12 protein-coding genes are annotated in these 24970 nt (G+C 69.0%); 6 read left to right on the top strand and 6 right to left on the bottom strand.

Translation table 11 applies throughout. The features are described from left to right. Positions 1-26: 26 nt before the first annotated feature. The 3 genes from ICG51_RS11565 to ICG51_RS11555 form a co-directional block, all read right to left on the bottom strand. Positions 27-1493 (bottom strand): N-acetylmuramoyl-L-alanine amidase, encoded by a 1467-nt coding sequence (locus ICG51_RS11565; protein WP_190280503.1) that lies wholly within the window; start codon positions 1491-1493, stop codon positions 27-29. A gap of 106 nt (positions 1494-1599) precedes the next feature. Beyond that, complete coding sequence (tsaE, locus tag ICG51_RS11560) at positions 1600-2055, bottom strand: tRNA (adenosine(37)-N6)-threonylcarbamoyltransferase complex ATPase subunit type 1 TsaE (protein WP_190280502.1); 456 nt, start codon at positions 2053-2055, stop codon at positions 1600-1602. 4 nt (positions 2056-2059) lie between these two features. Then, a complete protein-coding gene (locus ICG51_RS11555; protein WP_190280501.1) occupies positions 2060-3532 on the bottom strand; it encodes an NAD(P)H-hydrate dehydratase in 1473 nt (490 codons plus the stop codon). Positions 3533-3569: 37 nt separating this feature from the next. Here ICG51_RS11555 and queG point away from each other — a divergent pair, with 37 nt between their 5' ends. Then, the gene (gene queG / locus ICG51_RS11550; protein WP_190280500.1) at positions 3570-4625 is read left to right on the top strand and encodes a tRNA epoxyqueuosine(34) reductase QueG; all 1056 of its coding nucleotides are present in this window, start codon (positions 3570-3572) and stop codon (positions 4623-4625) included. Positions 4626-4703: 78 nt separating this feature from the next. Here the strand turns inward: queG and ICG51_RS11545 are convergent, their stop codons facing one another. From ICG51_RS11545 to ICG51_RS11535, 3 genes are all read right to left on the bottom strand, one after another. Then, complete coding sequence (locus ICG51_RS11545) at positions 4704-8390, bottom strand: hypothetical protein (protein WP_223809440.1); 3687 nt, start codon at positions 8388-8390, stop codon at positions 4704-4706. Positions 8391-8401: 11 nt separating this feature from the next. Beyond that, entirely contained in the window at positions 8402-16009 is a 7608-nt protein-coding gene (locus ICG51_RS11540; protein ID WP_190280499.1) for an OmpA family protein, read from the bottom strand. 136 nt (positions 16010-16145) lie between these two features. Then, positions 16146-16820 carry a DUF3617 family protein gene (locus ICG51_RS11535; RefSeq protein ID WP_190280498.1) on the bottom strand — a complete coding sequence of 225 codons (675 nt, stop codon included), beginning with the start codon at positions 16818-16820 and terminating at the stop codon, positions 16146-16148. Positions 16821-17257: 437 nt separating this feature from the next. Between ICG51_RS11535 and parC the strand changes: the two genes are divergently transcribed. The 5 genes from parC to ICG51_RS11510 all read left to right on the top strand — a co-directional run bounded on the left by parC (position 17258) and on the right by ICG51_RS11510 (position 24945). Further along, positions 17258-19507 carry a DNA topoisomerase IV subunit A gene (gene parC / locus ICG51_RS11530; RefSeq protein WP_190280497.1) on the top strand — a complete coding sequence of 750 codons (2250 nt, stop codon included), beginning with the start codon at positions 17258-17260 and terminating at the stop codon, positions 19505-19507. 103 nt (positions 19508-19610) lie between these two features. Then, complete coding sequence (locus ICG51_RS11525; protein WP_190280496.1) at positions 19611-20264, top strand: thiopurine S-methyltransferase; 654 nt, start codon at positions 19611-19613, stop codon at positions 20262-20264. Positions 20265-20329: 65 nt separating this feature from the next. Continuing rightward, positions 20330-21730: an oxygen-independent coproporphyrinogen III oxidase gene (hemN, locus tag ICG51_RS11520; protein ID WP_190280495.1), complete on the top strand. Its 1401-nt coding sequence runs from the start codon at positions 20330-20332 to the stop codon at positions 21728-21730. A 61-nt stretch (positions 21731-21791) separates the two neighbouring features. Beyond that, positions 21792-22544 carry a helix-turn-helix domain-containing protein gene (locus ICG51_RS11515; RefSeq protein WP_190280494.1) on the top strand — a complete coding sequence of 251 codons (753 nt, stop codon included), beginning with the start codon at positions 21792-21794 and terminating at the stop codon, positions 22542-22544. 151 nt (positions 22545-22695) lie between these two features. Continuing rightward, positions 22696-24945, top strand: a complete 2250-nt coding sequence (locus tag ICG51_RS11510) for a nitric-oxide reductase large subunit (protein WP_190280493.1) — start codon at positions 22696-22698, stop codon at positions 24943-24945. Positions 24946-24970: the final 25 nt, after the last annotated feature.

Raw genomic sequence — 24970 nt, 5'->3', positions numbered from 1 at the left:
CATCGGACTCGGCGAGGGTCGCGGCGTCAGGGACTGCCGCCGGCGCCCACCGCGGCGATCTCCAGCGTCCGCCCGGACGACGGGATCTGTGCCGACTGGCTGGCCTGCGCGCGCGCCGCGTACAGCGTGCCGGGCGGCGGCTGGCGCGAAAAATAGCGGTCGACACCGTCCAGGATCGCGCTGGCGAGCGTGCGCTGGAAATTCGGGTCGGCCAGCCGCTTCTCTTCATCCGGGTTTGAGATGAAGGCGGTTTCCACCAGCATCGCCGGCATCTTGTCGGAGGTGCGAAGCACCGCGAAGTTGGCGCGCTCGACGTCCGGCTTGTGGTTGTTGCCGACACGCTTGAGGCCGCCCAGCACATGCTCGGCGGCGTCCTCGGACGCCTTCATGTTGCCGCTCTGGGTGAGATCCAGCAGCACCGAGGTCAGGGTGTTGTCGGCCACGCGCACGCGCTCGCCGCCGATGATGTCGGCTGCGTTCTCCTTGTCCGCCAGCCAGCGCGCGCGCTGCGAGGAGGCGCCACGGGTGGACAGCACGTACACGGAGGAGCCACGCGCGCCGCGGTTCTCGGCGGCATCGGCATGGATCGACAGGAAGATGTCGGCGCGATTGGCGCTGGCGCGGCGGGCGCGGTGGTTCAGCGGGATGTACACATCGCTGTCGCGGGTCAGGAACGCCTTCAGACCCGGCGTGGCGTTGACCTGGCGGGCCAGCTCGCGGGCGATGGCGAGGGTGATGTCCTTCTCGCGGGTGCCGTTGGGGCCGTGCGCACCGGGGTCCTGCCCGCCATGGCCGGCATCGATGGCAACCACCAGCGGGCGGGTACCCGCCTGCGGCAGCGACCGGGGGGCGGACACGTCCTGCGCGGCCTGCTGCACGGAGGATGTGGCGGCAGGCGGCAGCGTGGGCGTCGTGGCGACGGCGGGCTTGGCAGGCACGCCCTGCGTCGGCATCGCGGCGGTGGCGAAGGCGGCGATGGGATCGGCGGCGGGCGTGCCGGTGGACGGCGACGGGCCTGCGGTCACTGGCTTTTCGGTCGTGGCGACGGTGGGCGTGGCGGCGGCAGTGGCCGGCACGGACGCCGGCGCCGGATCACCGGGCCATTCCAGCACCAGCACGGTGCCGGACGCGGCGGTATCCAGCGTGGTCGGGATCGCCCTGACCTTGCTGGCCAGATCGAACACCACCCGCACCGTACCCGGAACCGGCTGCCCGGTGCGGACAGCCTTGATCATGCCGGCGGCGGCCGGCAGCGTCAGGCCGCGCGCCAGATGGCTGGCGGGGAAGTCCACCGCCAGCCGATCGGGATTGGAAAGCGGAATCAGCCGGTACTCGCCGGCCTTGTCCAGATGCAGTTCGGCGCGCGTACCGGTAGCCCCGGTTTCGATGCGCAACTGCTTGATTTCAGAAGCATTTACATGGAAGCAGGCAGAAGCGACCAGCAGCATGGCTGCCGGCAAGACGCGATTGCAGCGGTTCCCCATCGGACGCATGGCCGGGAGTTAAGCACCTGTCGAGAGCAGACGCAAGCATTTTTCCCTGAATAATCCGCAACCTGCAAGACTTTCCTCGACCCGTGCAGAGCTTGCACCGGCAACTTCAGACCATGCCGATCGCCGCCAGCCATTGCCGGCCCACCGCGGTCCGCGCGTCCAGCCGGCAGCGACGCCCATCGCCGTCCACCGCCAGCGTGATGTCCAGGTCCACCGGCGGTAGCGCGCCCTGTCCGCGCTCCGGCCACTCCACCAGCCACAGCCGGGCCTCGGCCGGATCAAGGCCGAGGAACTCCAGTTCGCCCGGATTGCCGATCCGGTACAGGTCGAGGTGCAAGGCCAGCCCGCCGGCGGGCAGCGCGTACTGCTCGACCAGCGTGTAGGTGGGACTGCGGATGGTGCCGGTGACGCCGAGTGCACGCAGCAGCGCGCGTGCGAGGGTGGATTTGCCGGCGCCCAGATCGCCGTGCAGCTGGATCACCGCGCGCTCGGGCAGGGTCTGCGCCAGCCGCGCGCCCAGCACTTCGGTGGCGGCGGCATCGGGAAGAAGGAAATCGGACATCCCGCTATCGTCGCATCGGATTGGCCAACCTGCGCAACCACGGCAGCAGGTCGGAGGGCAGCAGGCCGCGCTCGCCGTCCTCGCGCGCGGCCGCATCGCCCGCGGCGGCATGCAGCAGCGCCCCGGCGACCGCCGCGTCATGTGCATCGAAGCCCTGGCCACGCAGCGCCGCAACGACGCCGGTCAGCACATCGCCCATGCCGCCGGTGCCCATGCCGGGATTGCCGGCGCAGATCACCACAGGCGGGTGGCCCGCAGCCTGCACGATGCTGCCGGCGCCCTTCAGCACCACCGTGCAGCCAAGCCGCGCCTGCAGGGCGACAGCCGCCGCGAAACGATCACTCTGCAGCTCCGCGGTAGCGCCGCCCAGCAGGCGTGCGGCCTCGCCCGGATGCGGGGTGACGATGTCATCCGCGCGCAGTGGTGCGCCCGTCGACGCCAGGAGATTGAGCGCGTCGGCATCCAGCACGCGCGGCTTGTTGCAGGCCAGCGCGGCATGGAACAGAGCACGGCCCCATTCGCCCTGCCCCAGCCCCGGGCCGAGTGCGAGCACGTCCGCGCGGTCCAGCAGCGGTAGCAGTTCCGCCGTGCCTTCCACCGCATGCACCATCGCTTCCGGGCAGCGCGCCAGCAGCGCGGGCACGTGCGCCTCGCGGGTCGCCACGCTGACGAGGCCGGCGCCACTGCGCAGCGCTGCCTGTGCGGCCAGCAGGATCGCGCCGCCGCTGCCGGCATCGCCGCCGATGCACAGCACGTGGCCATTGCGGCCCTTGTGGCCATCGCGCGGGCGCAGCGGGAAGAAGCCGGCCAGCGCATCGGCGCGGAACGCCAGTGCGGCCGGCGCAATGCCGTCGAACACCGACGCCGGCAGGTCCAGCACCGCCAGCTCCAGCTCGCCGCAGTGGTCCAGCGCCGTGCCGGTGCGCAGGCCGCGATGGCGGGCGATGAACTGCAGCGTGCAATCGGCATCGACCGCCGCGCCCGGCGCACTGCCGATGGCGGCATCGATGCCGGTGGGCACGTCCAACGCCAGCACCGGCGCGGGGTGCGCGTTGATGGCGTCGATCAGCGCGGCGGCGGTCGGGTCCGGCGCACGCGCAAGGCCGATGCCGAACAGGGCATCGACGATCAGCTCGGCATCGCCCAGTTCGCTGCCGATGATCCCGCCAGCCGCGAGATAGTCCGCGCAGGCGCGCCGCGCCAGTTCACTGGCCGGCTCGGCCAGGCGCAGCACGCGCACCCCGCGGCCGGCCTCGTGCGCATGCCGCGCCAGCACGTAGCCGTCGCCGCCGTTGTTGCCCGGCCCGCAGGCGACCACGATCCGCATTGCCCGCGGCCAGTGCTTGAGCGCGCAGCGCCAGCCGGCCTGCCCGGCAAGCGCCATCAGCGCGAACGCATCGCCATCGCACAGCGCAGTGCCGCGCGCTTCCAGTGCGCGCAGCGCGGCGGGGTCGAACAGCGGCAGCGGAGCGTGCATGGCGGTGGTTCCCGGGTGCGAACCTATAATTTGCGCCATGTCCACGCCCGACTACAACGCGCTTGCCGCGCGCATCCGCGCCCTTGCGCACGCCGCCGGCTTCCAGCGGGTGGGCATCACGGGGGTGGAACTCAAGCAGGACGAAGCGCACCTGCTCGACTGGCTGGGCCAGCAACTGTACGGCTCGATGGAATGGATGGCGCGCCATGGCGCGCTGCGCGCGCGGCCGGCGGAGCTGCTGCCGGGGACGATCCGGGTGATCTCGGTGGGTCTGGACTACGGCAAGGACCCGGACGCCGCCTGGGCCAACCTGCGCGAACACGAGCGCGCCTATGTGGCGCGCTACGCACTGGGCCGCGACTACCACAAGCTGATGCGCAACCGCCTGCAAAGACTGGCCGAAGCGGTGCAGGCCGAGATCGGCCCGTTCGGCCACCGCGCCTTCACCGACTCCGCGCCGGTGCTGGAGCGCGCGCTGGCGCGCAACGCCGGGCTGGGCTGGATCGGCAAGCACACCTGCCTGATAGACAGGGACGGCGGCAGCTGGTTCTTCCTCGGCGAGCTCTTCGTCGACATCCCGCTGCCGGTGGACCCGCCGGCCACCGCCCATTGCGGCAGCTGCACCCGCTGCATCGATATCTGCCCGACCGGCGCGATCACCGCGCCCTACCGGCTGGATGCACGCCGCTGCATTTCCTACCTCACCATCGAACATGAAGGCAGCATCGACGAGGAACTGCGCCCGCTGATGGGCAACCGCATCTTCGGTTGCGACGACTGCCAGCTGGTGTGCCCGTGGAACAAGTTCGCCCGGCGCAGCGACGAGCCGGATTTCCGCGTCCGCAACGACCTCGACACTGCCAGTCTGGCCGAGCTGTTCGCGTGGGAGGAAGAGGAATTCCTGCGCCGCAGCGAGGGCAGCGCGATCCGCCGCAGCGGGCACGAGCGCTGGCTGCGCAACATCGCGATTGCCCTCGGCAACGCGCCGACCACGCCGGAGGTGCTGGCGGCGCTGGCAACCCGCCGCCACCATCCTTCGCCCGTCGTGCGCGAGCACGTGGAATGGGCGCTGCGGCGGCACGGCGGCGGTTAGCCGGCAATCGCCAAAAGAAGACCCGCCGACATTCCTGCCGGCGGGCCGCAAGGGTGCGGAAGGGCTTGGCGCGTTACATCAGTAGCGCCCGACCACGTTGAGGAAGAAGCCCTTGTGGTCGTAGTCGAAATTGGTGAGGTCATCGCTGAAGTCGGTGAAGTTGTAGCCCACACCGATCCGGAAGTTCCGGCCCAGGTCGCGATCCACGGCCACCAGGAAACCGGAACGACTGCCGCCCTGGCTCACGTCCAGCACGCGGAGCTCACCCAGCGCATGCCACTGCCCACCGATGTCGTAGCGCACCTGCCCGGCCGCGAAGCTGGTGGTCGCGTCCGCCCACGCGCCTTCCAGCCGGCCCATGCGCACCTCGCCGGTGCGGCGCGCCAGCTTGCCGGCGAACTCCCAGCGGTCGTCGGCCTTGTACACGCCCTCCAGCGACAGCACCTGGCTGCGCTGGTCGTAATTGGCCACGTTGTCGCCGATCTGCGGCAGCGCGGACACGTCGTACAGGTAGGTGTAGCGGCCGAACAGCGCCCAGCGGGCGCTGTCCCACGGCCGCCAGGCGAAGCCGAGGTTGCCTTCCATGAACTTGGCACCGGCGCTGGCGTCGATCTCGTCGGTGGTCTTCGAGTAATTCAACCGCGCGGCGATGCGGAAGCTCTCGCTGAGCTTGTGGGTCAAGCTGTTGGTGGTCACCCACTGCTCGCGACGCTCGGCGCCGGTGTCGCGCCGGAACTCCAGCTTGCTCTGCCACTGGGTGGCGTTGGAGGTGCGCCCGCCATTGACGCTGACCGCGCGGCGGTCGACCTCGCCCGTGCCGGTGTCCAGGTCGGCCTGCTGCAGCGCGAAGCCCAGGTTCCAGCCCAGCGCGGGATAGAAATCCATGCCGAAGGTATGCGCGAGGCCCGATTGGTTCGGCGCCTTCAGCCACTGGCTTTCGTTGTACAGGTTCACCTGGTTGGACAGCCGCCAGCGCTGGCCCAGCGTCCAGCCGGTGTCGCGACGTGCGTTGAACAGCGGGTCGTACGGGCTGCGGTCGGTGCTGTGGGTGTAATTGGCGTACAGCGCGTGGTTCGGGTTGAGGCGGTACTCCGCGCCAATCACCGCCGCGTCGCCGCGGTCGCCGCTGGTGAACTCCGCGTTGACGCTGGACAGGTCGCCGAACAGGTACTTGCCGCCGATGGTGATCGCGTCGTTGTCGGCGTACTTGCCGCCGTCGTCGTCCACGGTCTTCTGCGCGGTGCCGTACAGCTCCAGCGAGGTGCCGAAGCGGCGCTTGTACTGCACTGCGGCCAGCAGGCCGGCGGCGCTGCCGCCGATGCGATTTTCCTCGACGCGGCGCAGTTCGGCCGCCAGGGTGTCGAAGTCGCTGATCCGCCATTCGACCGTGGCCTGGCCCTGGGTCAGCGCTTCCAGCCCGCGCTCGGCGCGGCTGTAGCGGGCATGCAGGCTGAGGTTCGGCGTGAACTGCCCGAGCAGCTCGCCGCCGTATTCCTCGATGTCCATGCCGGTGTCGAAGCGCGAGATCGAGAAGCCGGCGTCGACCTGCCGCCACCACGCGGCGCTCGACCAGTCGAGCTCGGTCCAGCCCAGCTCCTTGAAGTTCGCGCGCGCCTCGAGCGCGCGCGCGTCGCCCTTGCGGACGCCGGACGTCGGGTTGGTCTGGGTGAAGCTCAGGCCGCCGTTGCTCGAGAAGAACACCGGCGCGCTGGTCGCCTCGGTGCGGCTCTGCTCCACCTTCAGGTAGGTGCCTCGCCCGGCCTGCAGGGTGATGTCCACCCCGGCCAGGGTGTAGTCGTCGCCCGCGCGGTTCTCGTCGACATAGGTGCCGCCGATGGCGAGGTGGTCGCCGAACCAGTGCTTGCCGCGCACGCCGGTGGTCATCTCGTCGGCGTCGAAGCCCTGCGGGATGTACTCGTAGTCCACCAGCAGCACCTGCAGCAGCCCGTCCAGCGGGGTGTCGCGGGTCAGGCTGGGCACGTTCTCGCGGGTCACCACCGACAGCGGGCGGGTCAGGATGATCCGGCCCTGCATGTCGTCGATCTGGTAGTCGGCGCCGTCCTGCAGCTCGACGCGGGCCTCGGTGCGGCCGGTGGCCGGATCGCGGACCTCCAGCACCACGCGCTCGGAGCCCGGCAGCACGTCGGTGTGCTTGAGGTAGTACAGGCTGCCGCCGGTGCCGAGGAATTCGCTGTGGCCCGGCGCGGTCTGCGCCTCGGAACCGAACACCTTCAGCTCGCTGCCGGCCTCGCCCTGCGCGGTGCTGCGCCGGCTGCGCCAGCTCAGCGCGCCACCGTAGAGCGAGCGCGAGTACTGGCCATATTCGGTGCCGGTGATGCCGGTGTTGAAGTTGCCCCACAGCGCCTGGCTCTTGTCCCAGTCCACGCGGACGTACAGGCGGCCCATGGTGTCCACGTCGCGGTAGGTCGTGGAGTCGTCGCCGTAGACCGGGTAGTACTGGTCCGGATCGAGGCGGCGGAAGATGTCCTGCGGCTCGGCCTTCCAGAAGCCGTTGAACAGGTCGCTCACCTCGCGCTCGCGGGTGTCGGCCTGCGCGGTGACCAGGTATTTGCCCTGGATCTTGCCCTTCAGGTAGAAGGCCAGGCGGCCGTCCACGGTCAGGTCCTTCTCGAAGTGGTCGTCGCCGGCCAGCGGCTCGATCGAACCGGACACGCTGTTGCCGGAGACGGTCACGTCGGCCAGCGCCACCGCGAACATGTACTTGCCGCTGACGTCCACGTCCAGCGTGCGCTGGATCGGCGACGGCAGGCCGGCGCCGCCCACTTCGATGTCGAAGCGGTGCTGGCCGACCGGCGCCAGGTACTCGGCGACCAGCTTGCGCTCGACGTCCAGCGGGAAGCTGCGGCCGTTGATCTTGACGCTGGCGTTGTCCGGCAGGTTGCGGCCCTGGATGCGGATCCGGGAGCCGTGGATCGGGATGTTCTGCACGCGCAGGTTGCTGCTGCCGAACACGCCGTCCAGCAGGCTGGCGGACTCCGCGTCGTCGGCGCCCAGGCTCTGCCCCAGCTTGCGCTCGGTGGCGTTGCGCAGGGCCTGGCTGCCGCGTTCGGCCTCGTCCGGCGTCACCAGCTGCATGCGGCGCGGCCAGGTTTCGTCGAAGCTGCCGTCCTGGCCGTAGGCGCGCACCAGGTAGACCAGTTCGTCGCCGGCCCGCGCCTGGAAGGTGGCGGGCAACGTGCCGTCCCATTCGGCGTCGGCCACCGCCGCCACCGGCAGCGGGATGGTCGCCACCGGCGTCACCAGGTCGGCGTCGCTGGCGCGGAACACCAGCACTTCGGCGCGCTCGATGAACGCGCTGTAGTTGCTGTAGCCGTAGAAGCGCACCGGCTTGGTGATCCGGCTGCCGTCGAACGGCACGATCGCGCTGGCCGACACGTCCAGCTGCGGCTGGCCGAGGCTGGGGTCTTCGGTCGCCCACAGCACGCCGCCGTTCGGCAGCTGCACCGACCACTTGCCCAGCGCCACGGCCTTGCCGGGCTGCTCGGTCTCCACGGTGACGCGGCGGTCGGGCTGCAGCGCCGGCGAGGTGTACGCCGCGCCGGCCGTCTCGGGCTGGCGCTCGCCGCGGGTGCGCACCCGCATCAGGATCTCGCCGTTGGCCGCACAGCCGGCGTTGGTGCAATCCACGTCCGCCTGGGCACCCGCGGCCTGCGCCGCCTCCTGCGCCATCGCGCCCTGCGACGCCAGGCCGGCCAGGATGCCGATCAGCGCGCAGTCCAGCACCTTCATCTTCATGGTCTTCATTCGCGTTCCCCTCAGCGGCTCTTCAGGCCGACCGGGGCCGTCGGGTCATCGTTGATTTCCACCCGCAGCCGGCTGCGCGCCTCCGCGCCCAGCCTGGCCGCGATGGCCTCGTACACCGCCTTGGCCCGGCGCAGGCCCAGCGCCACGTTGTAGGCGTCCGACCCGCGGCGGTCGGCATGGCCGATCACGCCCACCACGCCGCCGCCCAGCTTCTCGATGTCGGCGGCGATCTTCTCGATCACCGGCGCGAACTCGGGCTTGATCGCCGACTTGTCGGTGTCGAACAGCACCGTGCCCAGCACCGGCGACTCGCCCAGCGACAGCAGCGTGCTGCGTGGGTCGGCCAGGTCGGTGCGCAGGCTGACCGTGGTGGCCTGCGCCAGCGCCGGATCGAGCTGCGCCAGCAGCGCTTCTCGCACCGCCTTCGCGCGATCGAAGGCCAGCGCCTCGCGCTCGCCGTTGGCGAAGATCACGACTTCTCCGGCGCCGTGCTCGCGGATCTGCGCGGCCATCTTCTCGACGACCGGCAGATACTCGCTGCGCAGGCTGGCGCTCTCGGGGTCGAACAGCACCTCGCCCAGCTCCAGCTCGACCGGCTGCGTGCCGCCCTCGATCAGCCCGGCCGGCAGCTTCACGCCGAAGTCGAAGCGCACCGGCAGGCCCGGGGTGACCCGGCGCAGGCGCGGGTTCTCGGTGGTGAACTCGCTGCCCGGCGGCAGGGTGGCGGGGTCGGCCTTCAGGATGAAGTTCCGCCCGCGCTCCCAGCGCCCGCCGTCGATGCCGGTCAGGTGGTAGCGGCCGAACTGGTCGGTTTCCACCAGCAAGCCTTCCACCGAGGCGATGCGCACGCCCGGGATGCCGCGCTCGTCGACGCCCACGTTCTCGATCACGTAGTCCACGCGGTAGCCGTCGGCCACCTGGCTGACCGTGCGCGACACCGTCGGCGCGGCGGCGGTCAGGCCCTTGGCGGCCTGGCCCGCGCGCTCCACCGTGGTGTTGCCGGCGGCGTCCATGCGCACCGTCACGCCTTCGTCGCTGGTCAGCACGAAGTCGCCGGTGAACTCCAGCGCGGACAGTGTCTGGCTGATCACCACGCGATGCTTCGCGGCCGGATCGGCTTCGGACGCGCGCCCGGCGATGGCGCCGAGGGCGATGCCATGCAGCAGCGGCGCGCTGGCGTCGGCTTCCGGCTGGGCGCCGTTGCCGCGGTCCACCGTCGTCGAGCCGGCCACGTAGGCGTCCGGCGCGAAGCCGCCCTGCACCTTCACCCCGCCCAGCGCGGCGCTGTCCTGCCAGCCATCGCCGTCGCGGTCGTCGAACACCGTGCCCACGATCAGCGATTCGTCCAGCATCGGATTGGCGCTCAGCTGCACGCTGGCCGTGGCCAGGTTCGACACCGTCTCGCCGCGGTCGCGCACCAGTGCGCTGTTGGTGTGGATGCCGGCGCGGACGCCCGCGCCCACGCGCAGCAGGTAGGTGACCATCGCGGTCTGGCCCGCCGGCAGGTCGATGTTGGCGACGGTGATCGGGTGGATGCCGGTCAACTGGCCCGCCTTGTCGGCGTCGTCCACCGCCAGCGAACCGTCGACGTAGCTGAAGCCCGCCGGCGGCGTATCGACGATGTTGCCGCCGACCAGCGGCGTGGTGCCGGTGTTCTGGATCGCCAGCGTGTAGCGCACCAGGTCGCCCACCTTCACGTCGTACGGGGTCGCGGACTTCACGATGCGGATCTGAACCGGGTCGGGTTCGACCATCACCACCGCGTTGCCGAGCGCGGTGACGCTGAACGACACGCTGCCTCCCGTTGTCGCGGTGCCGGTGGCCACCACCTTGTTGTCCAGGCTGCCGCCCATGCGGTTGGCATCCTCCGCCGTCACCGTGTGGGTGTAGGTGGCGCAAGCGGCGGTCTGGCCCGGAGCCAGCGTGGTCGGCGTGCAGGCCAGCGTGGTCGGGGCATAGCCGTCCATGGTGTCCTCCACTGCCACGTCGTTGAGGGTCACGTCGCCGGTGTTGGTGACCGTCACCGCGTAGGTGATGACGTCGCCGATGTTGGCCTTGCCCGGCGTGGCGTTGTCCACGGTCAGGGTCGCGGTCTTGGCGGTGGCGATGGCCGGCTGCTGCGCGATCGGCGTGTCCACTTCATTCGGCTCGCTGGACACCGGCGTCGGCGTCGGACCGCCCGGCACCACCGGCGGCGTGCCGGTGGCGGTCGCCACGTTGTGCACGTTGCCCGCTTCGACGTCCGCAGCCGTCACCGTGTAGCTGCCGGTGCAGGTCATCGTCGCCCCCGGGGCCAGAATGGCCGCCGGGCAAACCGCAGGCGCATCCAACAGATCGTCATGCACCGCCACACCGGACAGGGTCACGTCGCCGGCGTTGCGCACCACGAACTGGTAGGCGATGACGCTGCCCGCCGTGTACGGGCCAGCCGAACTCACCGACTTGACGATGGTCAGCATCGGGTTCTGCACCGTCGCCGCATCCACCGTGCTCGGCGTGCTGGTGATCGGCGTCGGCGCCGGACCGCCCGGCACCGTCGGCGGCACCCCTGTCGCGGTCGCGGTGTTGCGGACGTTGCCGGCGGCCACATCCGCCGCAGTCACCGTGTAGCTGCCGGTGCAGAGCGTGGCCTCGCCCGGCGCCAGCACCGTCGCGGCGCAACTCGCCGGCGCGTCCAGCTGCGCATCGTTCACCACGATGCCGGACAGGGTCACGTCACCGGTATTGGTCGCTTCGAACTGGTAGGCGATCACGCTGCCGATCGTGTACGGGCCGCTGGACGTTACCGACTTGACCAGGGTCAGGCCCGGGCTCTGCGCGGTGGAGGTCGTCACCGTGCTCGGCGGACTGGTCACCGCCGGCGGTGTGGAGCCGCCCGGCACCGTCGGCGGCTGGCCGGTCACGGTGGCCGTGTTCTGCACATAACCGGCAGCCACGTCCGCTGCGGTCACCGTGTAGGCGCCGGTGCAGACCGTGGTGACGCCGGGGGCCAGCGTGGTCGCTGGGCACGTCGCCGGTGCGTCCAGCCGCGCATCGTTCACCACGACGTCGGTCATGGTCACGCTGCCGGTATTGGTCACCTCGAACCGGTAGGCGATCAGGTCGCCGGCGGCATAGGGGCCGGGAGACGAGACCGACTTGATGACGCGCATTTCCGGATACTGCGCAGTCGGGGTATCCACCGTGCTCGGCGTACTGGTCACCGGCGGAGGAGTCGGGCCACCCGGTATCGCCGGCGGCTGGCCGGTCACCGTGGCGCTGTTGTGCACGTAGCCCGTCGCCATGTCCGCCGCGGTCACCGTGTGGATGCCGGTGCAGGTCATCGAAGCGCCGGGCGACAGGGCCGCCGCGGGGCAGACCGCAGGCGCATCGAGCAAAGCATCGTTCAACACGATGCCGGCCAGATTGACGTCGCCGGTATTGGTCACCACGAACTGGTAGGCGATCTCGCTGCCCTGACGATAGGTCCCGACCGAAGTCACCGACTTCACGATCGCCAACGACGGGTTCTGCGCGGTAGCGGTGTCCACCGTACTCGGCGGCGTGGTGATGGACGGCGTCGGCGGGCTACCCGGCACGGTGGGCGGCTGACCGGTGACCGTCGCACTGTTGTGGACGTAGCCGACCGCCACTTCCGCTGCCGTAACGGTATGCCCGCCCGTGCAGGTCGTGAACGCCCCGGGCGCCAGCGTCGTCACCGGGCATGCGGCAGGCGCATCCAGCAGCGGATCGTTCACCACAAGGCCGCTCAGGTTTACATCGCCCGTGTTGGTCACCACGAACGCATAAGGAATCACGTCACCCGCGCCGAAAGGACCCGCCGAGCTGGCGGACTTCACCAGGGTCATGGCAGGACTTTGCTCAAGAGCGGTGTCCACCTCGCTGGGCGGCGAGGTGATCGACGTCGGCGCCGGGCCGCCCGGGACCAGCGGCGGGGTCCCCATTGCGGTGGCGCTGTTGTGCACATAGCCGGTCGCCACGTCTGCCGCGGTTACCGTGTGGCTGCCGGTGCAGGTCGTACTGTCCGTCGGGTTGAGCACCGCAACCGGACACACGGCCATCGCGTCCAGCTTCGCGTCGTTCACCGCCACGCCGCTCAGGGTTACATCGCCCGTGTTGGTCACCACGAACTGATAGTCGATCACGCTGCCCAGGGTGTACGGGCCTGCGGAAGTCACCGACTTGACGATCTCCAGCGCCGGGTCCTGCGCGGTCGCCGTGACCACCACGCTCGGCGGGCTGGTCACCGCGGGCGGCACCACCCCCCCCGGCGGCGTCGGCGGCTGGCCGGTCGCAGTCGCGCTGTTCCGGACGAACCCCGCGGACACTTCCGCCGCGGTCACCGTGTGGCCACCGGAGCAGGTGGTGGCCGCACCCGGCGCCAGCGTCGTCACCGGGCATACCGCCGCGGCATCCAGCAGCGCATCGTTCACCACGATGCCGGTCAGGGTCACGTCACCCGTATTGGTCACCACGAACTGATAGGCGATCACGCCGCCCACGGCATACGGCCCGGCCGAAGTCACCGACTTCGCCACCGTCATCGCGGGGTTCTGCGTCGTCGCCACGTCCACCGCGCTCGGCGGACTGGTCACCGGCGGCGGCACCGGGCCGCCCGGCGGCGTCGGCGGCTGGCCGGTCACCGTCGCGCTGTTGTGCACGTAGCCGGCCGCCACTTCCGCCGCGGTCACCGTGTGGCTGCCCGTGCAGGTGGTGGCCGCACCCGGCGTCAGCGTCGTTACCGGGCACACCGCCGGCGCGCTCAGCTGCGCGTCGTTCACCACGATGCCGCTCAGGATCACGTCACCGGTATTGGTCACCAGGAACTGGTAGTCGACCGTGTTGCCCGTCGTGTACGGACCCGCCGAGGTCACCGACTTCGCCACCGTCATCGCGGGGTTCTGCGCGGTCGGCGTGTCCGTCGTGCCCGGCGGGCTGGTCACCGGCGGCGGCACCGGGCCGCCCGGCGGCGTCGGCGGCTGGCCGGTCACCGTCGCGCTGTTGTGCACGTAGCCGGCCGCCACTTCCGCCGCGGTCACCGTGTGGCTGCCCGTGCAGGTGGTGGCCGCACCCGGCGCCAGCGTCGTCACCGGGCAAACCGCCGGCGCGCTCAGCTGCGTGTCGTTCACCACGATGCCGGTAAGCGTCACGTCACCCGTGTTGGTCACCAGGAACTGGTAGTCGACCGTGCTGCCCGTCGTGTAGGGGCCGACCGAGGTCACCGACTTGACGATGCTCATCGCCGGGTTCTGCGCCGTCGGCGTGTCCACGACGCTCGGCGGACTGGTCACGTCCGGCCCCGAGGGCGGCGTGCCGGTTGCGGTCGCGCTGTTGCGCACGTAGCCGGCCGCCACTTCCGCCGCGGTCACCGTGTGGCTGCCCGTGCAGGTGGTGGCCGCACCCGCCGCCAGCGTCGTCACCGGGCAAACCGCCGCCGCATCCAGCTGCGGATCGTTCACCACGATGCCGGTCAGCGCTACGTTGCCGGTATTGGTGACCACGAACTGGTAATCGACCACGCTTCCCGTCGTGTAGGGGCCCGCCGATGCCGCGCTCTTGACCACCTCGACCTTGGGGTCGGGGGCCAGGAACGTCACGTGGAACGCGCAGTCCTCCGTCACCGGGCTGACGTTCCAGGCATAGTTGCCGCTCACCGGGCCGCTCAGGACGCCGGGGCACGTATTGGCACCGCCCGGGGTCGTGATTACCGGAATCTGGCCCGCCGTTCCCGGCGTGATCGTGAAGCCGACGCCTTGCCCGTCTTCCACCGTCTGCGGGCTGTTGGGCGTGATCGTGCCGCCGACGATGGACGGGGTCACCGTCCACACCTTGGCGAACACCGCCGTCACCGACAGGTCCGTCGTGCCCATCTTCACGTAGCACTGGCTACCGGTGATCGTGGTGCAATCGCCCGACCAGTTCTTGAAGATCGAACCCGGGTCCGCCACCGCGCTCAGATAGGCTTCCTGGCCATTGCCGAGGAGCTGGCTGCTGCACGGGGCGCCGCCGGGCGAGGGGCACGCCAGCGTGGCGGGCGTGGCGATCACCTTGCCCGTGCCCGCACCCGCCGTGTTCACCGTGAGCGTGTTCTGGGACGCGCTGACTGGAGTGCTCACGCCGTCGGTGTTGTTGGCCGCTACGCTGTCGGAGGTCCCGCCTGGGGGCGCCACGTTGACAACGGTGACAGCCGACGTCCCCGCTGCAGTCGCGGTGATGCCCGTGACCGCGTACACCAGACTCTGCGCCACGGGCAGGTTGCCGGTGGTCGAGATCGCGCCGCTGCCGCTGGCTGCGCCGCAAGTGGCGGTGCTCGCTGGTGCCGGGGCGCAGGTCCAGGACGCCGTGCCCGTCACGCCGGACAGAGTCTGGGTGATGACCGCGCCGACCACGTCGATCGGACCATTGTTGGTGACCGTCACTGTGTAGCTGATCGCGTCGCCGACCGCGTACGACGACACCCCGCCGTTGTTGACGGTGATGCCAAGGTCCACCGTCGGGGTCGCAGCGGGCAGGATGGTGGTCTTGACCAGCGGGCCGATGAACGGACTGACCGTGCTTGCACGGATGTCGTAGTCGCCGTTGTTGATGATGTTGTTGGGCGCCGTCGTCGCGGCGCCAGCCGGCACCGTGAAAGTGACGTTGAAGTTGCCGCCCGCGCCGTCGTTCAAGTCGCCCACCGGGCAGTCGATGTAGTCCGCGCGCTGTGCGGTGCCGGCAAACGGCCCGGTGCAACCGGGCGGCCAGCTGCCGGGCACGAAAGTGAGATGCAGGCCGTCCTCGGTGATGGGGGCTGCGAGCCGCACGCGCGAGTCCACCGCCAGCACGCCGCTGTTATTGATGTAGTTATAGGTATAGGTGATCTGCTGGCCAGGCTTGGTGGTGGAAGGCCCGGTAGCCGAGACGCTCAAGCCCGGCATTCTGGAGCCGAACACATCCACATAGACCTGGCCGGTGTGATTCGCAGCGCCGGCCGCGCAATTGGACACGTAGACCTTCAACAGCACCTGGTCGCCCACGTCCAGCAGGCCGTTACCGGGCGAGATGTCGAAGCCCTGCCAGTCCGTGTACTGGTAGGCGCCCACGCTTTGCCAGGGAATGCCCGGCTGGTTCGAATAGTTGAACGTGGTGAACAGCGTGGTTCCCTTCGTCTGGTTGATCACCTCCACGAAGAAGAACGGCTGCTGGGAGGCCGCATGCCCCGGATTGTTCAGCACCGGAGCCATGGCAAAGCGGATATGCACCTTGTTGTCGACCGGATCCACGTCAGCCAGCGACATGGTGGCAACCTGCTCCATGGACGTGGCCTTGAAGCCGCCGCTGTCGCCGAGCCTGGCCGAGGCGCTCCCTGAGAACGGATACTTCAGACTGTTGTTGGTATTGGGCGCCGTGCCCGCGCTGGTCAGCACCGCACTGCGAAAACCCGCGCCACTGCCTCCGTTCGATACCGCACCCGTCGCCGTCAGCCCCAGCTGCGCACTGCTGGTGACCGGGATCGTCGTGTTGGTGCGGTTGTAGTCGCGCAACGTCCAGCTGGAGAAATTGCCGGTTTCGAATCCGCCGTTCTGGATCTGCGCCTGCGCAATCGGCGCCGCCCCCAGCATCGCGGCCACACCCAGCATCGCCAGCCCCCTGCGACCCGCTGCACCAGGCAGCCGGCTCCGGATTTTCGTGCGAAAACGTTGCAGCGCCTCGGTAATTCGCATGATCCACCCTGTCCCGGTTGCAGCCGAACGAGAAACCTTCATGTCCTGATCCTCAATGGCCGTGCTTTTCAGCACGACCGACGTCATCCACCACATTCACCGTGGCGCCGTTGGGAAGCACCATGTCGCCCGGGCGCTGCCGGGATGCGCAGGGGCCCAGCCACCGCCCCTGGAAACTCACCGTCCCCGAGTTGCTCTGCGGAGACTCGGGATACTCGGCGGTGTAGGTGCCGCTGTAGACCGTTTGGAGATCCCCTCGCAATGCCATGCGCATCTCGACTCGCCGTCCGTGCGCGCTGCACACCGCGTCGATGTCGTATCCCGCCTCCCGCTTCGCCACGCGGATGTCGCGGCAGTTTTCCTGTGCGGGGAGGATGGCAAACAGCATGATTCGCTCGACCGGGGCTCGGGTGCATTGCCGCACCGTCTGCGGCGGCTGCCGCACGCCACGCATGCCATGCGGGACATGGGCCAGCACGGTCACCTCCCACAGCCCCGCCTTTCGTGCCGGCAGCTCGACCCGCAGATCGCCTGGCTTGCCCCTCGCCTGCGCCGACTGCAGCGCCCACGCAGGCGCGAGCACTGACAGCAGGCAGACGAGAAAAACCCGACCAAGCGACATTTCGACAGAATCCCAAGACAAACGCATACCGAGCCAGGCAGCCGCTGTTGCAGCCCGCCCGAATGCTTTGAGAAACGAGTGCTCCACTTCGCGGAAGCGGGCCAATCAACCGGCGCTCCCGGCTTGTTTCAACAAACCGGTCCCACAGCCCCGCGAGAGTCGGGGCGAAATTAAGGGAGGGCTTCGCCGGCCGCAACCACGAGCGGCCGATTTTGCGGCGCGTCCGTTCGCTTGTGGCCTTTATTGTCACTATGTTAAATATCGCGTCACTTTTGTAACTGATAGTGAGTCAGCGCCCGACGATGCCACCGGTAGCCCGGCAAATCGGTCATCGCGATACGCTGCGGCGGCGGCCCGCGCAGGCAGGCGACCGCAGCGAGGCGCCCGGTCGCGGGAAAAACGGGGCCGCGATACGGCCCGGACCGCAGCTGCAAGCGGGCCATGCCACGTGTCTTTTCCCTGCCATTCGGGCGCCACGACGTGGCCCAGGCCGCATTTGCAGCCACCGCCGCCGACCCTCGCGGCAGCCTTAGAATGCGCGGATGACCGACGATCTCCTCCGCTCCACCTTCCACGGTTTCGAACAGATCCCCCTGCGCGAATACGCCGAGCGCGCCTACCTCGACTACTCCATGTACGTGGTGCTGGACCGCGCCCTGCCGTTCATCGGCGACGGCCTCAAGCCGGTGCAGCGCCGCATCATCTACGCGATGAGCGAGCTGGGCCTGAACGCCGCCGCCAAGCCGAAGAAATCCGCCCGCACCGTCGGCGACGTGATCGGCAAATACCACCCGCACGGCGACTCCGCCTGCTACGAGGCGATGGTGCTGATGGCGCAGCCGTTCTCGTGGCGCTACCCGCTGATCGAGGGCCAGGGCAACTTCGGCTCCAGCGACGACCCCAAGTCGTTCGCGGCGATGCGCTACACCGAATCCAAGCTCTCGCCGATCGCCGAAGTGCTGCTCGGCGAACTCGGCCAGGGCACCGTGGACTGGACCCCGAACTTCGACGGCACGCTGGAGGAACCCAGCTGGATGCCGGCGCGACTGCCGCACCTGCTGCTGAACGGCACCACCGGCATCGCCGTGGGCATGGCCACCGACCTGCCGCCGCACAACCTCAACGAACTCGTCAGCGCCTGCGTGCGCCTGCTGGACGACCCCGACGCGACCGTGCGCGACCTGTGCGAGCACGTGCGCGGCCCGGACTACCCCACCGCGGCGGAGATCATCACCGCGCCTTCCGATCTCCTCGGCCTCTACGAAACCGGCACCGGCAGCGTGCGTGCGCGCGCCGTGTTCGTGAAGGAACAGGCCAACATCGTCATCACCGAGCTGCCGCACCAGGTCAGCCCGAGCAAGGTGATCGAACAGATCGCCGCGCAAATGCGCGCCAAGAAGCTGCCGTGGCTGGAGGACATCCGCGACGAGTCCGACCACGCCAACCCCACCCGCATCGTGCTGATCCCGCGCAGCAACCGTGTGGACGCCGAGCAGCTGATGGGCCACCTGTTCGCCACCACCGACCTGGAAAAGAGCTTCCGGGTCAACATGAACGTGATCGGGATGGACGGCCGCCCGCAGGTGAAGAACCTGAAGCAGCTGCTGTCGGAATGGCTGGTGTTCCGCCAGACCACCGTCACCCGCCGGTTGAAGCACCGGCTGGACAAGGTCGAGCGCCGCCTGCACCTGCTGGAAGGCCTGCTGGTGGCCTTCCTCAACCTGGACGAAGTCATCCGCATCATCCGCACCGAGGACGAGCCGAAGGCGGTGCTGATGGCGCGCTTCAAGCTGTCCGAGGACCAGGCCGACTACATCCTCGACACCAAGCTCAAGCAGCTGGCGCGGCTGGAGGAAATGAAGATCCGCGGCGAGCAGGATGAGCTGGCCGCCGAGCGCGAAAAGCTGATGGCCACGCTGGACAGCAAGGCCAAGCTGAAGAAGCTGATCAAGGACGAACTGCTGGCCGATGCCAAGAAGTTCGGTGATGCCCGCCGCAGCCCGCTGGTGGCGCGCCAGGCCGCGCAGGCGCTGGACGAGACCGAACTGGTGGCCAGCGAGCCGATGACGGTGGTAGTCAGCGAAAAGGGCTGGGTGCGCGCGGCCAAGGGCCATGACATCGACGCGGCCGGCCTGTCCTACCGCGAAGGCGACCGCCTGCTGGCGGCGGTACGCTCGCGCAGCACCCAGCAGGTGGCCTTCCTCGATTCCACCGGCCGCAGCTACTCGACGTCCGTGCACACGCTGCCGAGCGCACGCGGCAACGGCGAACCGCTGACCGGGCGCTTCTCGCCGGCGCCGGGCGCCAGCTTCGAAGCGCTGGCCAGCGGCGGCAACGACGACCGGCTGGTGATCGCCTCCAGCCACGGCTACGGCTTCGTCACCCGCTTCGAGAACCTGACCAGCCGCAACAAGGCCGGCAAGGCGCTGCTGTCCCTGTCCGAAGGCGGCCACGTGCTGCAGCCGGCGGCGGTGGCCAGCGTCGAGGCCGACCGCATCGTGGCGGTGACCAGCGCCGGCCACGTGCTGGCGTTCCCGGTGGCCGAGCTGCCCGAGCTGGACAAGGGCAAAGGCAACAAGATCATCGAGATCCCGAAGGCCAAGCGCGGCACCGAAAAGGTGGTGGCGATCGCGGTGGTGCCGGAGAGCGGCAAACTGCTGGTGCAGTCCGGCGCGCGCACCATGACCCTCGCCTTCCGCGACCTCGACCCCTACCTCGGCGCCCGCGGTTCGCGCGGTGGCCTGCTGCCGCGCGGCTGGCAGAAGGTGGACGGGCTGGCGGTGGAATCCTGAAACCGTCCAGCGATGGCGAGACCGTCGCGCGTTTCGCGTAGCGGCATTCCAGCCGCGTAGCGGTATGCACGGCGGTGGGCGCCATCGACCCAAGGAGACATGCATGCACCCGGACTTCTGGCACCAGCGCTGGCAGCAGAACCAGATCGGGTTCCACCAGGACACCCCCACCCCGCTGCTGCAGAAGCACTGGCCGGCGCTGGGCGTACCGGCAGGCGCCCGGGTGTTCGTGCCGCTGTGCGGGAAATCGCTGGACATGGCCTGGTTGGCGGCGCAGGGATACCGGGTGTTCGGGGTAGAGCTGTCGGAGCTGGCCATCGAGCAGTTCTTCGCCGAACACGGCCTGCAGCCCACCGCCGAGCACAGCCGCTACGGCACCCGTTTCCGCGCCGGCGACATCGAAATCATCTGCGGCGACGCCTTCGGCCTGGACGCCGACCTGCTGGCCGGCTGCAGCGCCGTGTTCGACCGCGCCGCACTGATCGCCCTGCCGCCGGCGCTGCGCCAGCGCTACGCGGGCGAACTGCAGTCCCGCCTGCCCGCGGGCTGCCGCGGCCTGCTGATCACGCTGGAGTATCCGCAGGCCGAGCGCGATGGCCCGCCGTTCTCGGTGCCGGAAGCGGAAGTGCGGGAGCTGTACGCCGACGCATGGAGCGTCGACCTGCTCGAACGGCGCCCGATCCCGGCCGACCACCCGGGTTTCGTGAATGGGGTCTCCCGGTTGGAAACCGCCGTCTACGCGCTGCAGCGCCAGTGAAGGCCCGCCACGCGGGTTGATCCGGATCAATTCGCATCCCTGCCAATCTGCCCTAAGCTGCGTCCATGCACTCCCAGCAAATCGCCTTCGATGCCGGCCTGTTGCGCCGCTACGACCGGCCCGGTCCCCGGTACACCTCGTACCCGACCGCGCCGCAATTCTCCGCGGACTTCGGCGAGGCCCAGCTGCGCGAGGTCGTCCAGGCCAGCAACGAGGAGCCGATCCCGCGCCGGCTGTCGCTGTACGTGCACGTGCCGTTCTGCTTCAGCCCCTGCTTCTACTGCGGCTGCAACCGCATCATCACCCGTGACCTGGCCCGCGGCGAGGCCTACCTGGCGCGCCTGCACCGCGAGATCGCGCTGGTCGCGCCGATGTTCGACCGCGACCGCGAAGTGATCCAGCTGCATTTCGGCGGCGGCACCCCCAACTTCCTCACCCCGCAGCAGCTGGGCGACGTGGTGGACGCGCTGCGCCGGCAGTTCCATTTCGCCGAGGCCGGCGACCGCGACATCTCCATCGAGATCGACCCGCGCTTCTGCGAACCCGGCTGGCTGCCGGAACTGGCGAAGATCGGCTTCAACCGCGCCAGCCTGGGCGTGCAGGACTTCGACCCGAAGGTGCAGGAGGCGGTCAACCGCATCCAGAGCGTGGAAGAAACCCGCGCCGTGGTTGACGCCAGCCGCAAGGCGGGCCTGCGCTCGGTCAACATCGACCTGATCTACGGCCTGCCCGGGCAGAACCTGGAAGGCTTCGGCAAGACCCTGGACATCGTCACCGAGATCCGCCCGGACCGGCTGGCGGTGTACAGCTACGCGCACATGCCGCACCTGTTCAAGCCGCAGAAGCAGATCGACGAGAAGCTGCTGCTGAGCGGCGAAGAAAAGCTGGCGCTGCTGCAGCTGGCGGTGGAAAAGCTCAGCGCCGCCGGCTACGTCTACGTCGGCATGGACCATTTCGCCCTGCCCGACGACGACCTGGCGCAGGCGCAGGCGCGCGGTGGCCTGCATCGCAACTTCATGGGCTACACCACCCACGCCGATAGCGACTTGGTCGGCCTGGGCGTGTCCGCGATCAGCCATATCGGCAACAGCTTCAGCCAGAACCCGCGCGACCTGCCCTCGTGGGAAGCGGCAATCGACGCCGGCCGCCTGCCGGTGTTCCGCGGCATGCGCCTGAGCGAGGACGACGAACTGCGCGCCGACCTGATCCAGTCGCTGATGTGCCAGGGCGAGATCCCGATGGCCGCGCTGGAGCGCCGGTACGGCATCCGCTTCGAGGAGTATTTCGGCGAGGAAATGCAGCGCCTGCAGCCGCTGGCTGAAGACGGCCTGGTGCGGCTCCTGCCCGGCCGCATCGAAGCCACCTCGCAAGGACGGCTGCTATTGCGTAACATTGCCATGTGCTTCGACCGATACCTGGCCCCACCCGAACCCGACGCTCGGCCGCGCTTCTCCCGCGCGATCTGACCCGTCCCTCCGATTCCGCCGCAGGGCGTGTCCCGGTGCACGGCCTGCACGGGTGCCCGCGATGAGCAATCTGCCGTTCCCGCGGCTGGGTCCGCAGATCCTGTCCGACGACGGCGACGAGCTGCAGTTCTGCACCACCTGCGCGTTCTCGCACGCCTGCCTGTCGCAAGGCATGGACAAGAGCGCGCTGAAGGAACTGCACGTGCTGGTCGAGCACATCGGTCCCTTCCACGCCGGCGACTACCTGTTCCGCGAAGGCGACCCGTTCGAAGCCATCGCCGCGGTGCGCGCCGGCAGCGTCAAGACCTGCGTTACCGACCGCGAGGGGCACGAGCACGTGCTCGGCTTCCACTTCCCCGGCGAAGTCATCGGCCTGAACGCGATCGACGGCCATCGTTATCCGTGCGACGCGATCGCATTGGACACGGTGATGCTGTGCCGATTCTCGTTCCCGAAGATCTCGGTGCTGGCCACCCGCGTGCCCGGCGTGCAGCGCGAGCTGTTCCGCCTGCTCAGCCGCGACATCGGCCGCGCCGCCCTGCTGGCTGGCGACTGGAGCGCCGACCAGCGCGTGGCGGCGTTCCTGGTGGGGATGTCGCGGCGGCTGTCCGCGCGCGGCTTCTCGTCCACGCGCTTCCAGCTGACCATGGCGCGCACCGACATCGCCAACTACCTGCGGCTGGCGCCGGAGACGGTCAGCCGCGTGCTGCGGCGGATGCAGGACGACGGCGTGTTGGCGGTGGAGCGACGCGAAGTGGAACTGCTCGACCCCGCCCGCCTGGAAACGCTGGCCGCGCCGATCCTGCGCGACTGAACCGGCGATAGAACCGGCGATTGAACGCGCTAAGCTCCGCACGATCGGCGCGATCCTCGCAGGCAGTTGACGCAAGTCATGGTGCGGCGCGGCGGATCGGCCGAGGATGCCGGCGTCGTTCAATCGCATGTTCAACTCCGGGAGAGACGCAATGTCCATCACCAAACGGCTATGGCTGGGCTTGGGGGCCCTCCTGGCCGCAAGCTTCGCCGTCATGCTTTGGCTTGGCGTGGATCTGATCCAGACCAAGCCCCCCATTCCAGATCGCGTCGTCGCGGCCAACGGCCAGGTGCTTTACACCAAGGACGACATCCAGAAGGGCCAGCAGGTCTGGCAGAGCATCGGCGGCCAGCAACTCGGCTCCGTCTGGGGCCACGGCGCGCTGATCGCGCCCGACTGGTCGGCCGACTGGCTGCACCGCGAAATCGTGGCCATGCTGGAACTGCAAGCGCGCGCCGATACCGGCCAGTCCTACGACAGCATGGACGAGACCGACAAGGCCAAGACCCAGGCCACGGTCAAGCCGTTGATGCGGACCAACACCTACGACGCGGCCAAGAACGAAATCGTGGTCAGCAACCAGCGCGCGCAGGCGATCAGCGTCGTGGCTGCGCACTACGAGAGCCTGTTCTCCAACGACCCGGCCACCCGCGAGCTGCGTGAAGCCTACGCCATGCGCGAAGGCACGCTGCCCGATGCGGACAGCCGCCGTGCGATGACCGGCTTCTTCTTCTGGGCTGCATGGGCCGCGGGCACCGACCGCCCCGGCTACGAGAACCGCACCTACACCAACAACTGGCCGTATGAGCCGCTGATCGGCAACAAGCCGACCTCGGACAACTTCATCTGGTCGGTGTTCTCGATCCTGTTCCTGATCGGCGGCATCGGCCTGCTGGCATGGCACTACGCCGCCTACCACGGCAAGGAAGCGCTGCCCACGCCGCCGGCGAAAGACCCGCTGCAGGGCATCACCATCACGCCGTCGATGAAGGCCACCGCCAAGTACTTCTGGGTGGTCGTTGCGCTGTTCCTGTGCCAGATCCTGCTGGGCGCAACCACCGCGCACTACCAGGTGGAAGGCCAGGAAGCCTACGGCTTCGCCATCTCCGAAATCCTGCCCTACTCGCTGACCCGCAGCTGGCACACCCAGCTGGCTGTGCTGTGGATCGCCACCGCATGGCTGGCCACCGGCCTGTACATCGCCCCGGCGGTATCGGGCCATGAGCCGAAGTACCAGCGCGCGGGGGTGAACTTCCTGTTCGTCTGCCTGTTGATCATCGTGGTGGGCGCCTTCGCCGGCCAGTGGTTCGCGGTGATGCAGAAGATGGACATGAAGTACAACTTCTGGTTCGGCCACCAGGGCTGGGAGTACGTCGATATCGGCCGCTTCTGGCAGGCGTTCCTGTTCATCGGCCTGCTGCTGTGGCTGCTGCTGATGGGCCGTTCGCTGTGGCCGGCGCTCAAGCGCAAGGACGAGATGTCCTCGATCGTGGGCCTGCTGTTCCTGTCCACCGTCGCCATCGCCCTGTTCTACGGCGCCGGCCTGATGTGGGGCGAAAAGAGCCACATGTCGGTGGTGGATTACTGGCGCTGGTGGGTGGTGCACCTGTGGGTGGAAGGCTTCTTCGAAGTGTTCGCGGTGGCGGTGCTGAGCTTCCTGTTCGTGAAGCTGGGCCTGCTGCGTGGCAAGTCGGCCACCATCAATGTGCTGTTCGCCACCATCGTGTACATGGCGGGTGGCGTACTGGGCATGTTCCACCACCTGTACTTCTCCGGCACCACCACTGCGGCGGTCGCGCTGGGCGCCACCTTCTCGGCGCTGGAAGTGGTGCCGCTGGCGCTGATCGGGCTGGAAGCCTACGAGACCTGGAGCCACAGCCGCGCCACGCCGTGGATGGAACGCTACCGCTGGCCGATCATGTTCTTCCTGGCCACCAGCTTCTGGAACCTGGTGGGTGCCGGCCTGTTCGGCTTCCTCGTCAATACCCCGATCGCGCTGTACTACATGCAGGGCATGAACCTGACCGCACTGCATGGCCACACCGCGTTGTTCGGCGTATACGGCATGCTGGGCATCGGCCTGATGCTGTTCTGCCTGCGCGGCCTGCGTCCGCAGGTGGAATGGCCGAACGGCCTGCTGCGCGGCGCGTTCTGGAGCCTCAACATCGGCCTCGGCCTGATGGGCTTGCTGACCCTGCTGCCGATGGGTGTGCTGCAGCTCAACGCGGCGCTGGAGAACGGCTACTGGTTCGCCCGCTCCGCCGAGTTCATGAACCGCCCGATCATCGACATGCTGGTGTGGATGCGCATGCCGGGCGACCTGGTGTTCTCCGCGGGCGCGCTGCTGCTGGCGCTGTTCATCGCCCGCAAGTGGCTGAAGCCGAAGCTCGCTGCAAACTGATCCATCGCCACAAGCGTCAACACCA

Source organism: Thermomonas sp. XSG, assembly GCF_014678725.1.
Lineage (GTDB): Bacteria > Pseudomonadota > Gammaproteobacteria > Xanthomonadales > Xanthomonadaceae > Thermomonas.
This window is presented reverse-complemented; position numbering and strand designations above follow the sequence as displayed.

Coding starts and splice junctions, on each gene's coding strand:
- ICG51_RS11565 (WP_190280503.1), bottom strand. CDS start 1,493: ATGCGTCCGATGGGGAACCGCTGCAATCGCGTCTTGCCGGCAGCCATG.
- tsaE (WP_190280502.1), bottom strand. CDS start 2,055: ATGTCCGATTTCCTTCTTCCCGATGCCGCCGCCACCGAAGTGCTGGGC.
- ICG51_RS11555 (WP_190280501.1), bottom strand. CDS start 3,532: ATGCACGCTCCGCTGCCGCTGTTCGACCCCGCCGCGCTGCGCGCACTG.
- queG (WP_190280500.1), top strand. CDS start 3,570: ATGTCCACGCCCGACTACAACGCGCTTGCCGCGCGCATCCGCGCCCTT.
- ICG51_RS11545 (WP_223809440.1), bottom strand. CDS start 8,390: ATGAAGACCATGAAGATGAAGGTGCTGGACTGCGCGCTGATCGGCATC.
- ICG51_RS11540 (WP_190280499.1), bottom strand. CDS start 16,009: ATGCTGGGTGTGGCCGCGATGCTGGGGGCGGCGCCGATTGCGCAGGCG.
- parC (WP_190280497.1), top strand. CDS start 17,258: ATGACCGACGATCTCCTCCGCTCCACCTTCCACGGTTTCGAACAGATC.
- ICG51_RS11525 (WP_190280496.1), top strand. CDS start 19,611: ATGCACCCGGACTTCTGGCACCAGCGCTGGCAGCAGAACCAGATCGGG.
- hemN (WP_190280495.1), top strand. CDS start 20,330: ATGCACTCCCAGCAAATCGCCTTCGATGCCGGCCTGTTGCGCCGCTAC.
- ICG51_RS11515 (WP_190280494.1), top strand. CDS start 21,792: ATGAGCAATCTGCCGTTCCCGCGGCTGGGTCCGCAGATCCTGTCCGAC.
- ICG51_RS11510 (WP_190280493.1), top strand. CDS start 22,696: ATGTCCATCACCAAACGGCTATGGCTGGGCTTGGGGGCCCTCCTGGCC.